Source organism: Bradyrhizobium arachidis (assembly GCF_024758505.1).
Classification (GTDB): domain Bacteria; phylum Pseudomonadota; class Alphaproteobacteria; order Rhizobiales; family Xanthobacteraceae; genus Bradyrhizobium; species Bradyrhizobium manausense_C.
In genome coordinates this window covers 162,189-175,755 of sequence record NZ_CP077970.1, presented here as the reverse complement: position 1 = coordinate 175,755, position 13,567 = coordinate 162,189, and the positions used below count along the sequence as shown (strand labels likewise).

The following is a 13,567-nucleotide window of genomic DNA, read 5'->3' as shown; positions in this document are numbered from 1 at the left end:
GGCTGGGCGGGCCTCTACTTCTGCCTATGGTGAGCGGAATCGCCCCAAAAGCGCCCGTTGTGCCCCCGGTCCGGACCGCCTAGATCAGACCGGACAACGAGGTATTTCATGCAGGATTCCCAGAACAGCTCGCCGGTCTGGCACGGCACGACCATTGTGACGGTCCGCAAGGGCGGCCGGGTGGTGATCGGCGGCGACGGCCAGGTCTCGATCGGCCAGACCGTGATCAAGTCCAACGCCAAAAAGGTCCGGAAACTCGGCAAGGGCGACGTGATTGGCGGCTTTGCCGGCGCTACCGCCGACGCCTTCACCCTGTTCGAGCGTCTGGAGAGCAAGCTCGAGCAATATCCGGGGCAACTGACCCGGGCCGCGGTCGAGCTCGCCAAGGACTGGCGTACCGATCGCTACCTGCGGCGGCTGGAGGCCATGATGATCGTGGCCGACAAGGACGTCTCCCTGGTCCTGACCGGGACCGGCGACGTGCTGGAGCCCGAGGCGGGCGTGATGGCGATCGGCTCCGGCGGCAATTACGCGTTGGCCGCGGCACGCGCCCTGCTCGACACCGACAAGGACGCCGAGACCATCGTCCGCCGCTCGCTCGACATCGCCGCCGACATCTGCGTCTACACCAACCGCAACGTGACCATCGAGAGCCTGTCGGGCGGCTAGGCGATGGGCTCCGCCTACACTTTCCGCCCCATGATTGCGGCCGACCTGCCGCTGATCGGGCGGTGGCTGCGCGCGCCGCATGTGAGGGAATGGTGGGGCGATCCCGACGAGCAGTATGCGCTGGTGGCCGGCGACCTCGACGAGCCGGCGATGGACCAGTTCATCGTGTTGGCAGGGGGCGATCCCTTCGGCTACCTTCAGTGCTACCGCCTGACGGCGTGGAATACCGGCCTTGGGCCGCAACCGGAGGGTACCCGTGGCATCGATCAGTTCATCGGTGTGTCAGACATGATCGAACGCGGTCACGGATCCAGCTTCATCCGCCAGTTCGTCGACGACCAGTTGCAGCAGGGCTTGCCGCGCATGGTCACTGATCCCGACCCCAAGAACCTTCGCGCGGTGCGCGCCTATGAGAAGGCAGGCTTTGAAAGAATTGACATGGTCGAGACGCCGGACGGGCCGGCGCTGCTGATGGTACGCGATCGATGACGACGGCGCGCATCGACGATAACAAGATCTCGATTCCCTCGATCTACTGGGTCGGTATCGCGCTGCTCCTGCTCGCGCTCCAGGCCTCGATCCTGTTTGCGATGGGCCGCGTGCCGATCTGCACCTGCGGCTATGTCAAGCTCTGGCACGGCGTGGTGCAGAGCTCGGAGAATTCGCAGCACATCGCGGACTGGTACACCCTCTCGCATGTGCTGCACGGCTTTCTGTTCTACGGTCTGACCTGGCTGCTGTTCTCGCGGCTGTCGTGGCCCGCGCGCCTGATCATCGCGATGCTGGTCGAAGGCACCTGGGAGATCGTCGAGAATTCACCTGTCATCATCGAGCGCTACCGCGCCGGCACCATCTCGCTGGACTATTACGGCGACAGCATCGTGAACTCGGTTTCCGACACGGTGGCCATGATTTTGGGTTTCCTCACGGCGCGCGCACTGCCGGTAACCGCAACCGTGGTTGTTGCGCTCGCCTTCGAAATCGTGATGGCGCTCCATATTCGCGACAATCTGACGCTGAATATCCTGATGCTGATCCATCCGCTGGACGCCGTGAAGCAGTGGCAATCGGGCCCACCGATCATCTGACGGTTCAAAAATGCAGCTTGTCCTCGGCCGCCTCTGACCCTAGCTAAGCAGACATGACAGACTTCTCTCCCCGCGAAATCGTATCCGAACTCGACCGTTTCATCGTCGGCCAGTCCGACGCCAAGCGCGCCGTCTCGATCGCGCTGCGCAACCGCTGGCGCCGCCAGCAGCTCACGGGCTCATTGCGCGAAGAGGTGCTGCCGAAGAACATCTTGATGATCGGCCCGACCGGCGTCGGCAAGACCGAGATCGCGCGGCGGCTGGCAAAGCTGGCCAACGCGCCGTTCCTGAAGGTGGAAGCGACAAAGTTCACCGAGGTCGGCTATGTCGGCCGCGACGTCGAGCAGATCGTGCGTGACCTCGTCGAGGTCGCGATCGCCCAGGTGCGCGAGAAGAAGCGCAAGGACGTGCAGGCGCGGGCCCAGCTTGCCGCCGAGGAGCGCGTGCTCGATGCGCTGGTCGGCGCCAATGCCAGCACCGGGACGCGGGAATCGTTCCGCAAGAAGCTGCGCGCCGGCGAGCTCAACGACAAGGAGATCGAGATCGAGACCCAGAGTTCGGGCAGCGGCTTTCCGATGTTCGAGATCCCGGGCATGCCGGGCGCGCAACTGGGCGCGGTCTCGCTCGGCGACATCTTTGGCAAGATGGGCGGCCGACCCAAGATGCGGCGGCTGACGGTCGAAAGCTCGCACGAGATCCTCGTCAACGAGGAATCCGACAAGCTGCTCGACAACGACCAGCTCGTGCAGGAGGCGATCAGCGCGGCCGAGAACAACGGCATCGTGTTCCTCGACGAGATCGACAAGATCTGCGTGCGCGACGGCCGCGTCGGCGGCGATGTCTCCCGCGAAGGCGTGCAGCGCGATCTGCTGCCGCTGATCGAAGGCACCACCGTCTCGACCAAGCACGGCGCGGTCAAGACCGACCACATCCTGTTCATCGCCTCCGGCGCCTTCCACATCGCAAAGCCGTCCGACCTGCTGCCGGAGCTGCAAGGCCGCCTGCCGATCCGTGTCGAATTGCAGGCGCTGACCCGCGACGACATGCGGCGCATCCTCACCGAGCCCGAAGCTTCGCTGATCAAGCAATATGTCGCGCTGATGCAGACCGAGGGCGTCCGTCTCGACATCACCGACGGCGCGATCGACGCGCTCGCCGACATCGCCGTCGCCGTCAACTCGTCGGTCGAGAACATCGGCGCGCGGCGGCTGCAGACGGTGATGGAGCGGGTGCTGGACGAAATCTCCTTCACCGCGCCCGACCGCAACGGCGAGACCATCCAGATCGACGCCGACTATGTGCAGAAGCACATCGGCGACCTCGCCAAGAACGCCGATCTGAGCCGGTTTATTTTGTAATTCGCTAGAGGTCAGCTATCTATTCCGCCGTCGTCCTGGCGAAAGCCAGGACCCATTACCCCTGATGGTCCTTGTTGGAAAAGATAGCGGCCCCAGTCTTGGCTCAAACAGCTTCCTGTGGTTATGGGTCCCGGATCAGCGCTCACTCTGGACAACGCTGCGCGTTGCCAGGAGTTCGCTTGTCCGGGACGACAGCGGGGGTAACCGCCAGGCTAGTGCCCCGTGCGCGCTAGCATCTGGCAAAACCCGTGGCGGCTTCTGCTCGCCGTCAACGCCGCAGTCATCGCCGGCGTCTTCATCAATAAGGTCCAGCTGCCGCCCTGGGTCCCCTACATCCATCTCGTCGTCGACTATCATTTCGGCTTCATCAAGCGCGCGCTGATCGGCGCCGCCGTTGCGCTGTTCACGGCAAAAGTGCCGGTGTGGCTGGTGTTCGCGCTGGCCGGCGCAACGTGGCTGATCACGCTCGGCTTGTTCGTCCAGCTCTTCCGCAAGACGTTCGGCTTCAACGAGAAGACCCTGCCGCTGTTCGTCTTCATGGCCGGCTCGCCGTTCTTCCTGAAAAATTTCATGCACACGCTCGGCCACTTCGACATCTATGGCTGTGCGCTGGCGATCGTGCTGCTGCTGATCCCTGCTCGCTCGCTGCTGTTCGTGGCACTCGCCGCGCTGTTCTCGATCATCCTGATCCTGATCCACCACATCCATCTCCTGATGTATGTGCCGACGATCATCGTCATCGCCGTGATCAGGCACTATCTGGCATTCGGCTTCAATCGGCTGAATATCGCCTGCGGAATCCTCGCCATGGCCTGCATCAGCGCGCTGTTCTTCGCGGCCCAGTTTTGGGGTGTGATGCCGGTTCCGGAAACGGAGTTCGTAACTTACCTGCAGAGCAGGATGGCCGATCCGGCGCGAACCGACCTCCTGCAATTCAGCTACATCTGGTACCAGCCGCTGGCGAAGGAGATTTCGGATACCTGGGGCCGCATGCCCCACAACATCCTCGGCGTGCCCGTCTTCGCGCTGTTGATCTGGCTGCACGCGCCGCTGTGGCGCTATCTTGCGGGCCTCGTCCGCGCCCTCGCCGACGACATGCACCGCCGCCTCGTCATCGCCGGGCTGATCGGCGTCAGCCTCGCCTATCTCGTGATGTTCGCGATGGTGTTCGATTATTCGCGCTGGATCTCGAACTGGGCGGTCTGCATGTTTTTGATCCTGCACGCCGTGAAGATGCTGCCCGTCGCGCGCGAAACGCCGCCGATTCCAACCGAGGATCGCAACACCAATATTTTTGGCCTGATCGTGACGCTGATTCCGCGCGTGGGAATCGTGCGGCCGTTCTAGACCCGAGTTCGCCTTATTCGCACGTAAAGCGCGCCCTCGCCGCCATGGCCGATGCCGGCCTCCTCAAAGCCGACCACAAGACTGCGAAACTCCGGCAGGCTCAGCCATTGCGGCACCTGGCGGCGTAGCACGCCGCTTTCGCCGCCGGTCCGGCCCTTGCCGGTGATGACGAGCACGAAGGTGAGGCCGTCATGGTGCGCCCGCTGCAAAAAGCCCGACAGCGCGTGGTGAGCACGGTTCTGCGTCATGCCATGAAGATCGAGCCGGGCTTCGATCTCGCTGCGGCCGCGCGACAGCTTTGTCCGCTCCCGCTTGCCGAGCGGCGCGAGCGGCGGCACCGCAGGTTTTGCCACGCGCGGTGCGGGGGCGGGCGCATGGGGCCGCTGCGACATCGGCGGCTTCGCAACCGGCGTCGTATTCGCTGTCACCTCAGAGCGCTTTGCCGCAGGCGCCTTTGTAGCGCGCGGCTTCTTCAACGGCTTGACCTGCTTGGCGACGAGGTCCCAGAGCGTGCGATCCTCTTCGCTGAGCATACGGCGGCGCGGCGATGAAGGCGGGTCCAGCACGGGCGGATGCGACGGTCGCTTCATTGCTGAATTGCGCGCCGCCGGACGTGCTTACGCTGTTCGCGGTTTTGCTTGATGACCGGGCGCGGCTCCGGCAACGGCACCGGATTCGCCACGGCCACCGTCGCATCTTTGGCTTGCGGCACGGCGGCGGGAGCAGCGGCCTTCGCCGTCTCCGGCGCTTTCGCGGCAGCAGCCGTCGGCGCGGCGCTCTTCTGATCTTTGGCAGGAACAGTCTGCGGAAACAGTTTTGCGATTTTCTCCGAGGGCCGCGGGTCCGGCACCGGCAGCCGCTGGCCGCGCGCCACCGGATCGAGGCTCTTCGGCACCAGCATCACAAAATGCATGGGATGACGCAGGCGGCCGGAGACGCGGCCCGCTTCCTGGCCGGCACCAAAATAGAGATCGGCTCGCGCGGGTCCGACGATCGCCGAGCCGGTATCCTGCGCGATCATCAGGCGGTGGAATGGCGTCTTCGATCGATCGGAGTCGATCGGCAACTGCCCCTCGATGAAGAACGGCGTGCCGTAGACGTGCAGGGCCTTGTCGACCGCGATCGAGCGGCCGGCGGTGAGCGGCACACCCTGGGCGCCGACGGCTTCGTCCTTGTCCGACAGGTTCACCTCGCGGAAGAAGATGTAGGAGCGGTTCTGCCGCCGCAGCTCCTTGGCGCCATCAGGGTTCTGCGCCATCCACTCCCTGATCTTCTGCATCGACATCTCCTCCTTCGGGATGATGCCGCGCTCGATCAAAATCCGCCCCACGGCCGTGTAGGGATAACCGTTGTGGGCGTCGTAGTTGATGCGGACGGTCGTGCCGTCCTCCAGCTTGATCCGCGCCGAGCCCTGGATCTGCGCGAACAAGAGATCGGTGGAATCCTTGAGGTAGCAGATCTCGAGCCCGCGGCCGGCGATGATGCCGTCCTCGATCTCGCCGCGGTCGTAATAAGGGACGAGCTTGCGACGGCCGATCTTGCGGAACACCTGACCCTTGTTGGGCAGGCTCACCGAGTCCTGCTTGAAGCCGCGCACGAACAGGTTTGAGGGCCGCCGATAGACCGGCACGGTGTAGACGTCGGTTTGGGTGCGCGAGCCGTCGAGGATCGGCTCATAATAGCCGGTCACAAAACCGTCGGGCTCGCCGAGGCGCGAGATGCGGAGCGGCGAAAAATGCTCCTCGAAGAACGCCTTGGCCCTGGCGTTGTCGGTCAGCTCCAGCGTCTTCGCGATCCGGCAGGGCTCGTTCAGGGATCCACCGATCGCCTTGGCATCGGGCGAGGGCTGGTTTTGCGGCGTGATCGACTTGCAGCTGACGCGAAACGCCTTGTAGGCGGCGAGATGGTCGTCGTCGCTCCAGCCGGCAATGTCGGTCCAGGCAAGCGGAAGATATTGCGTGCCGGGAATGTCGAAGGGCAGGGAGAGGTTAGGGTAGGGCAGCGCCCGTGCGGGTAGGGTCGCGACAGGCGGGGTGGGATGATGACGGCCGTGGTAGTGGCGGCGCGCAGCCTCAGCTGTCAGCGAAAACGACGACAGCGCGACGGCACCTGCGCACAGCGCCGTCGCGCAATTCCAAAAAGCCAGCTTAATGCGCGCTTCCGGTGCCAACCAGCTTCCAGTTCGGATCGCGAGAACCTGTGTCGCGGGCAAACGTCCAGACGTCGGTGATGTCGGCGACCTTGTCGGCGCTGCCATCGACGATGCTGCCGATCTTGTCGCGGGTGACCGAGATCATCTGCGAGACGAAGCGCACTGTGAGCTGCGCGGTGCGGTCGCGCGCCTCGGCGCCGACGAGCTCGGCCTTGTCGATCGAAACGAAGCGCGTCTCGGTCTTCTGCTCGGCCTTCTCGCGCTCCTTGATCGCGGCGTCAAAACTCTCATAGACCTCCGACGACAACAGGTCGCGCAGCGCGCGACGATCGCCATTGGCAAAGGCGAGCACGATCATCTCGTAGGCGCTGCGGGCGCCCGATAGGAAATGGCGCGGGTCGAACGAGGAATCCTTCTCGACGATGGAATCGAGGCCCTGGGCGAGCGACGTACCGGGTTCGGCGAGGTCCTTCCAGCGGTCGCTCGGCGGCGCGACATCGGCGCTCGGCGCGAGCGGAGCCTGATCGATCACCTTGCCGGGCATCGTCACGACGTTCTTGTCCTGGGCGCCCTGGAGGGCGTTGCGCGCGGTGCGGTCGAAAGGCGGCCGCTCATTGCCGGTGCGCTGCCCCAGCACGCTGCGCAGGCGCACAAAGATGAAGACCGCCAGCGCTAGGAAGATGATAGTGTAGATATCCACGTCGTATTCGCTTTCTGGTCTTTGCCGTCTGGCCTTTGCCGGGAAAATAAGCCCAGCGAGTAGACCGTTCCTTACCGGAACGGCAACACTACATCACCTTTTTAGGACCGCTTCACGTCCGCGGGATGTAGGCACGAAATCTTGCCCGGCCAATGGCGCCTTTTGGCACAGTGCGAATAGTAGCGCGTTTTATGCTTAAGGGGAAACCCGATCCTGCCCGGAAATCACGCATCTTCAAACGTTTAAGATGCACACGGGAAGACCGGGACGGGTAGGGAGGCACCCCCGCAACCCCCGCCGGAACAGCACCTCCGGGGTCGGTTCGTCCTTGTGGAACGAGGCGGCCATATGTTAGCCAACCGGCCGCGATATCAGGCCCATTCGGGGTTAAGGAGAGATTTTCATGACCAACGGTAACGGCAACGCCCCCGACGCGGCCCAGGCTCCCCAGCTCAACGTGCTGGCGCAATATACCAAGGACCTCTCGTTCGAGAATCCCAACGCGCCCGCCTCGTTGCAGCAGCAGGGTCAGCAGCCGCAGATCAACATCCAGATCAACGTCAACGCCAATAATCTCAGCGAGCAGGAGTTCGAGGTCACATTGTCGGTCGATGGCAAGGCCGAGACCGCCGGCAAGGTGATGTTCTCGTTCGAGCTCGCCTATGCGGGCGTGTTCCGCATCGTCAACGTGCCGAAGGAAAACCTGCACCCGCTGGTGATGATCGAATGCCCGCGGCTGCTGTTCCCGTTCGCCCGCGAGATCATCGCGACCGCGGTCCGCGACGGCGGGTTCCCGCCCCTGATGCTTGATCCCGTCGATTTCGTCGGTCTCTACCGCCAAAACATGGAACGGGCCCAGCAGCAGGCTCAGGTCAAGCCGAGCTAAGTCAAGCCGAGCTGAATTCGGTCAAGTTGAACGATCGCATTCGGCCTGTGGCCTCGGTGCTCACCTCTCCCCAGCGGGGAGAGGTGAATCGAGTTCTCCGGCCAGCGGCCCGACTCGACCTAATCTGACCATGCTCGAAATCAGGTCGGGCTGGCCGCAGGCGCGGCCAGATACTCGTTCCAGATCGCTTTGTCCCCCATCGTCGCGATGAAGGCACGGTGGGCTTCGCGCTCGGCATCCGTGATGCGTGGGGTGAGCGGGGCCGGCCGCTGCCGCCGCGGCATCTCGCCACCAGCGCCAAGGCGGATTTCCTCGGTTTCCGCCGCCAGGATCAGCTGCGACTGACGCGCACCGATCAGGTCGACATAGACTTCCGCAAGCAGCTCGGCGTCGAGCAGCGCGCCATGCTTGGTGCGGTGGGAATTGTCGATCGCATAGCGCGAGCAGAGATCGTCGAGGCGATTGGACACGCCGGGATGCTTGCGCCGCGCCAGCAAGAGCGTGTCCACCAACCGCTCGCGCGGGATCGCCGCACGCTTGATGCGGTCGAGCTCTGCATTGATGAAGCTGATGTCGAACGAAGCGTTGTGGATCACCAGCGGCGCGTCGCCGATGAATTCCAGGAACTCGTCGACCACTTCGTCGAACAGAGGTTTGGTCGAGAGGAATTCGGCCGACAACCCGTGCACGGCAAAGGCCTCGGCGGGCATGTCGCGTTGCGGGTTGATGTAGCGGTGAAAGGTCTGCCCCGTCGGCATGCGATTAAAAATCTCGACGCAGCCAACTTCGACCAGGCGATCGCCGCGCAGGGGATCGAGGCCGGTGGTTTCGGTGTCGAGAACGATTTCACGCATGATTCAAGGTGCTGTTATCAGGCGAATCAGTTTCGCCGCTGCGGCATCTTAACGACCTCGGCCAGAATGTCCTTGATTTGCGCCCGCACCGGATCGAGGCCATGCGAGGTATCCACCACGAAATCGGCGCGCTTGCGCTTCTCGGTATCGGGCATTTGCTTCGCAATGATCGCATCGAGTTTTTGCGCGTCCATCGTGCCGCGCGCCAGCACTCGTTCGCGCTGAAGTTCCGGCGACGTCGTCACCACGACGACGGCATCGACGCGCTTCTCGCCGCCGGTCTCATACAATAGCGGAATGTCCAGCAGCACGACCGGCACCTTCGCCGCCTCGGCGTCCGCGAAAAACTTCTGCCGCGAGGCCCCTAACATCGGATGCACGATCTGCTCGAGCAGCTTCATGGCCGCGGCATCGCCGACCACGCGCGCCGACAGTTTTGCGCGATCGACCTTGCCATTGGCTGTCGTGCCGGGAAAGGCCGCCTCGATCGCCGGCGCGGCTTCGCCCTCGTAAAGCTGATGGACCGCGGCGTCGGCGTCATAGATCGGAACGCCCGCCTCCGCGAACAGCTTTGCTGTCGTGGATTTGCCCATTCCGATCGAGCCGGTCAGTCCAAGGATCAACATCGCCGCGCCGCCATCTACCTGGTCACACCGCAACTAGCCCTTCGCGGCGGAGGAAGGCAAGCAGCGGCAGGAGCGGCAGGCCGAGGATGGTGAAGTGATCACCCTCGATGCGCTCGAACAGATGCACACCCAATCCTTCGAGCTGATAGGCGCCGACGCTGGTCGTCACGGCTTCACCGGCGGCATCGAGATAGGCCGATATTTCGGCCTCGGAGAGCGATCGCATCGTCATTCGGGCGACCGAGGCATCCTCGAACAGCAGCTTGCCGCCGCGGGCAATCGCGACCGCGGAGTGAAGCTCATGGACGCGCCCCGCAAGGTCGCGCAACTGCCCGGCTGCCTGCTCCCGGCCCGCAGGCTTGCTGAACAGGCGTTCGCCGAGCGCCAGCGTTTGATCGGCGCCGATCACATAGCGATCGGGCTGCTGCACCGAGACCGCCTTCGCCTTTTCTCGGGCCAGTAGCATGGCGATATCGCGCGGACTCGAGAGTTTTGAGCCGGCCTGAATGCCGCGTTCGTCGATATCCGCGGGCTTTGCCTCGAATGTGAGGCCGGCATTCGCGAGCAGCATCTTTCGCGCATGGCTTTGGGAAGCCAGGATCAACGGAGCTTTGCCGCGCCAGAGAGTCATTGGCCGCACTTAGTCCGGGGGACGGTTACGTTGCCGGTCGGTGTAGAGCTTCATGACCGCGGCAGCGGTTTCTTCGATCGAGCGTCGTGTCACATCCAGCAGCGCCCAATTGTGCCTGGCGCTGAGCTTTCGCGCGAAGGCAACTTCATCGGTCACGGCCTGCTTGTCGATATAGGTATCGCTGCCCCGATCGGCGCCCATGCTGAGCAGCCGGTTCTGGCGCACCTGGATCAAGCGCTCCGGCGTGGCGTGCAGGCTCACCACCAGCGGCCGCGTCAACGTCTCGAGTTGATGCGGGACGGGAATCCCCGGCACGAGCGGAACGTTGGCGGTGCGGATGCCGCGGTTGGCAAGATAGATCGAGGTCGGCGTCTTCGAGGTGCGCGACACGCCCACGAGCACCACGTCGGCCTCTTCGAGGCCTTCGACGTGCTGACCGTCGTCATGCATCATCGTGTAGTTCAGCGCATCGATCCGCTTGAAATATTCTGCATTGAGCACGTGCTGGGCGCCGACGCGCCCGGTCGTCGCGGCTCCGAGATAGGCCTCGAACAACTGCATCACCGGCCCGATGATCGAGAGGCTCGGGACGTTGATCTCCTTGCACTTGTTCTCGAGTCTGGCGACGAGATCCTTCTCGAGCAGCGTGAACAGCACGATGCCCGGCGCTTCCTCGATCTCGTCAAGCACGCGATCGAGCTGCTTCTGGCTGCGCACCAGCGGATAGACATGTTCGACCGGCGTGACGTTGGCGTATTGCGCGGCGACCGCGCGCGCCACGGTGATCAGGGTCTCGCCGGTGGAATCGGAGACGAGGTGTAGATGGAAATAATTGTTCGAGGTCGGCACGAAATCTCTTTGTATGTCGGCGGGACGAACTGTGAATAGCTGTGGAGCTTAACCCCTCGGAAGGGGTTGCGCGACACCAGGGGCGGGATAACCGGCAAGTTTCTTCACACCGCTCCACCAAAGGACAAGTCCGGCGCCTGACCTAAGCGGAAACGGGATTGCGCGTACAAGTCTCTTGATAAGCTGCCGAGAATTCTACGCAAGCCTTTGAAGATGGCGGGCTTATCCGGATCTGGCGGATCGACGCTGGAAATGTTGATGGATGTGAAAAAGCGCGAGCGAACTGGCGGACGGTATTGTGTGAGTCCAATCCACGGTCACTCAGACTCAAACCTTTAAGAATCTATAAGTTTTAGGTTTAGAAGAGCCGAGCGCGCGGATATGTGTGCGCTCCAATCTCTAAACGAATTCTTACCAATCCCGGTTTCTCCACCGATTGATGAGAAGTGAAGGTTTTGACGCATGTACGAGTGGATCAAGGCGCTGCACGTGATTGCCGTCATCTCCTGGATGGCGGGAATGCTCTATCTGCCGCGGCTGTTCGTCTATCACTGCGAGGCAGAGATCGGCTCAAAGCAGTCCGAGACCTTCAAGGTCATGGAATGGCGGCTGCTCAAGGTCATCATCAACCCCGCGATGATCATCACCTGGCTTGCCGGTCTCTATCTCGCGTGGTCCGGCCATTGGTTCGCCTCGCCCTGGTTGCACGTAAAACTGGCACTGGTGCTGGCGCTGTCCGCGGTCCACGGCTTTTTTTCCCGCTGGGTGAAAGATTTCAAAGCGGACAAAAGGCCGCGCAGCCAGAAATTCTACCGCATTATCAATGAGGTGCCGACGGTGCTGATGATCTTTATCGTCATCATGGTGATCGTGAAGCCCTTCTAGGCAATCATCGTGATCGACCGCTCAGCGCTTCGGCTTGCGCCGCGAGAAGTGATTTTCTATATTAGCGACATCCCACCCAACGCAGGCGGATGTGGTTGTGTCCGGGCTTTTTGTGAGCCGGACACCGCATCAGGTTTGAAGCCCCCACCGGCACTCACCTTGCTAGACCTGCGGACCTTACCTGCTCGTCCGCATTTCTGAGCCTCCTCGCACCCCCTTCCAAGGTTACTCCACAGGACCACCCCAATGCGGGAAATCAAACTCCAAGACCTCAAATCCAAGACTCCGGCCGAGCTCGTCTCGTTCGCGGAAGAGAAAGGGGTCGAGAACGCCAGCACGCTGCGCAAGCAGGAGCTGTTGTTTGCCATCCTCAAGCAGCTCTCGATTCAGGAAACCGACATCGTCGGCGAGGGCGTCGTCGAAGTGCTCTCCGACGGCTTCGGCTTCCTGCGTTCGCCCGATGCCAACTACCTGCCCGGCCCGGATGATATCTACGTCTCGCCCTCGCAGATCCGCCGCTTCGGCCTGCGCACCGGCGACACCATCGAAGGCCACATCCGCAGCCCGAAAGAGGGCGAGCGCTACTTTGCGCTGCTCAAGGTCAACACGCTCAATTTCGAGGACCCGGAAAAGGCCAAGCACAAGGTCAATTTCGACAACCTCACGCCGCTGTTTCCGAATCAGCGCTTTCGCATGGAAATCGACGACCCCACGCGAAAAGACCTGTCTGCAAGGGTGATCGACATCGTCGCGCCGATCGGCAAGGGCCAGCGTGCGCTGATCGTCGCGCCGCCGCGCACCGGTAAAACGGTGCTGATGCAGAACATCGCGCACTCGATCACCGCGAATCACCCGGACTGCTATCTGATCGTGCTGCTGATCGACGAACGTCCGGAAGAAGTCACGGACATGCAGCGCTCGGTGAAGGGCGAGGTCGTGTCCTCGACCTTCGACGAACCGGCGGTGCGCCACGTCCAGGTCGCCGAAATGGTGATCGAGAAGGCGAAGCGCCTGGTCGAACATGGCCGCGACGTCGTCATCCTGCTCGATTCGATCACCCGCCTCGGCCGCGCCTACAACACCGTGGTGCCGTCATCCGGCAAGGTGCTGACCGGCGGTGTCGACGCCAACGCGCTGCAGCGGCCGAAGCGGTTCTTCGGTGCGGCCCGCAACATCGAAGAGGGCGGCTCGCTGACCATCATCGCCACCGCGCTGGTCGATACCGGCAGCCGCATGGACGAAGTCATCTTCGAAGAATTCAAGGGCACCGGTAACTCCGAACTGATCCTCGACCGCAAGGTCTCGGACAAGCGGACCTTCCCGGCGATCGACATCTCGCGATCCGGCACCCGCAAGGAGGAGCTCATCACCGATCCGCAGGTGCTGAAGAAGATGTACGTGCTCCGCCGCATCCTGAACCCGATGGGCACCATGGACGCGATCGACTTCCTGCTCGACAAGCTGCGTTCGACCAAGAGCAACTCCGAGTTCTTCGACTCGATGAACACCTGAGTTTTGGCGC

General features: G+C 62.8%; 15 protein-coding genes. 8 read left to right on the top strand and 7 right to left on the bottom strand.

Annotated elements, in window-relative coordinates:
* Positions 1–108 precede the first annotated feature (108 nt).
* The 5 genes from hslV to KUF59_RS00820 all read left to right on the top strand — a co-directional run bounded on the left by hslV (position 109) and on the right by KUF59_RS00820 (position 4,462).
* The gene (gene hslV / locus KUF59_RS00840; RefSeq protein WP_212456377.1) at positions 109–669 is read left to right on the top strand and encodes an ATP-dependent protease subunit HslV; all 561 of its coding nucleotides are present in this window, start codon (positions 109–111) and stop codon (positions 667–669) included.
* Positions 670–672: 3 nt separating this feature from the next.
* The gene (locus KUF59_RS00835) at positions 673–1,158 is read left to right on the top strand and encodes a GNAT family N-acetyltransferase (protein WP_212456378.1); all 486 of its coding nucleotides are present in this window, start codon (positions 673–675) and stop codon (positions 1,156–1,158) included.
* Positions 1,155–1,757, top strand: a complete 603-nt coding sequence (locus KUF59_RS00830; RefSeq protein ID WP_212456379.1) for a DUF2585 domain-containing protein — start codon at positions 1,155–1,157, stop codon at positions 1,755–1,757. The genes KUF59_RS00835 and KUF59_RS00830 overlap by 4 nt, the downstream gene beginning before the upstream one ends.
* A 53-nt stretch (positions 1,758–1,810) precedes the next feature.
* Positions 1,811–3,115, top strand: coding sequence for an ATP-dependent protease ATPase subunit HslU (gene hslU / locus KUF59_RS00825; protein WP_212456380.1), 1,305 nt, complete (start codon positions 1,811–1,813; stop codon positions 3,113–3,115).
* 222 nt (positions 3,116–3,337) lie between these two features.
* Positions 3,338–4,462 (top strand): hypothetical protein, encoded by a 1,125-nt coding sequence (locus KUF59_RS00820; protein WP_212456381.1) that lies wholly within the window; start codon positions 3,338–3,340, stop codon positions 4,460–4,462.
* On the opposite strand, the gene KUF59_RS00815 is transcribed toward KUF59_RS00820, so the two are convergent.
* From KUF59_RS00815 to KUF59_RS00805, 3 genes are read right to left on the bottom strand one after another with little or no spacing between them, the layout of a single operon-like run.
* Positions 4,459–5,052 carry a Smr/MutS family protein gene (locus KUF59_RS00815; protein WP_212456382.1) on the bottom strand — a complete coding sequence of 198 codons (594 nt, stop codon included), beginning with the start codon at positions 5,050–5,052 and terminating at the stop codon, positions 4,459–4,461. The genes KUF59_RS00820 and KUF59_RS00815 overlap by 4 nt on opposite strands.
* Positions 5,049–6,632 (bottom strand): murein transglycosylase A, encoded by a 1,584-nt coding sequence (gene mltA, locus KUF59_RS00810; protein ID WP_212456383.1) that lies wholly within the window; start codon positions 6,630–6,632, stop codon positions 5,049–5,051. The genes KUF59_RS00815 and mltA overlap by 4 nt, the downstream gene beginning before the upstream one ends.
* Positions 6,610–7,314, bottom strand: a complete 705-nt coding sequence (locus KUF59_RS00805) for a Tim44/TimA family putative adaptor protein (RefSeq protein ID WP_212456384.1) — start codon at positions 7,312–7,314, stop codon at positions 6,610–6,612. The genes mltA and KUF59_RS00805 overlap by 23 nt, the downstream gene beginning before the upstream one ends.
* Positions 7,315–7,717: 403 nt before the next feature.
* Between KUF59_RS00805 and secB the strand changes: the two genes are divergently transcribed.
* Positions 7,718–8,200 carry a protein-export chaperone SecB gene (gene secB / locus KUF59_RS00800; RefSeq protein ID WP_212456385.1) on the top strand — a complete coding sequence of 161 codons (483 nt, stop codon included), beginning with the start codon at positions 7,718–7,720 and terminating at the stop codon, positions 8,198–8,200.
* A 140-nt stretch (positions 8,201–8,340) separates the two neighbouring features.
* Here secB and dnaQ read toward each other — a convergent pair whose 3' ends face one another.
* Genes dnaQ through KUF59_RS00780 form a run of 4 tightly spaced genes read right to left on the bottom strand, consistent with a single transcriptional unit; the run spans position 8,341 to position 11,160 of the window.
* Positions 8,341–9,054: a DNA polymerase III subunit epsilon gene (gene dnaQ, locus KUF59_RS00795; RefSeq protein WP_212456386.1), complete on the bottom strand. Its 714-nt coding sequence runs from the start codon at positions 9,052–9,054 to the stop codon at positions 8,341–8,343.
* Positions 9,055–9,080: 26 nt separating this feature from the next.
* The gene (coaE, locus tag KUF59_RS00790) at positions 9,081–9,680 is read right to left on the bottom strand and encodes a dephospho-CoA kinase (protein ID WP_212456387.1); all 600 of its coding nucleotides are present in this window, start codon (positions 9,678–9,680) and stop codon (positions 9,081–9,083) included.
* A gap of 22 nt (positions 9,681–9,702) precedes the next feature.
* Complete coding sequence (locus KUF59_RS00785) at positions 9,703–10,311, bottom strand: Maf family nucleotide pyrophosphatase (RefSeq protein WP_212456388.1); 609 nt, start codon at positions 10,309–10,311, stop codon at positions 9,703–9,705.
* Between the two features lie 9 nt (positions 10,312–10,320).
* Positions 10,321–11,160, bottom strand: a complete 840-nt coding sequence (locus KUF59_RS00780) for a pyruvate, water dikinase regulatory protein (RefSeq protein ID WP_212456389.1) — start codon at positions 11,158–11,160, stop codon at positions 10,321–10,323.
* A gap of 462 nt (positions 11,161–11,622) precedes the next feature.
* On the opposite strand from KUF59_RS00780, the gene hemJ reads away from it, so the two are divergent.
* On the top strand, positions 11,623–12,045 hold the full coding sequence (hemJ, locus tag KUF59_RS00775) for a protoporphyrinogen oxidase HemJ (protein WP_212456390.1): 423 nt from the start codon (positions 11,623–11,625) through the stop codon (positions 12,043–12,045).
* A 246-nt stretch (positions 12,046–12,291) separates the two neighbouring features.
* Positions 12,292–13,557, top strand: a complete 1,266-nt coding sequence (rho, locus tag KUF59_RS00770; RefSeq protein ID WP_091882608.1) for a transcription termination factor Rho — start codon at positions 12,292–12,294, stop codon at positions 13,555–13,557.
* Positions 13,558–13,567: the final 10 nt, after the last annotated feature.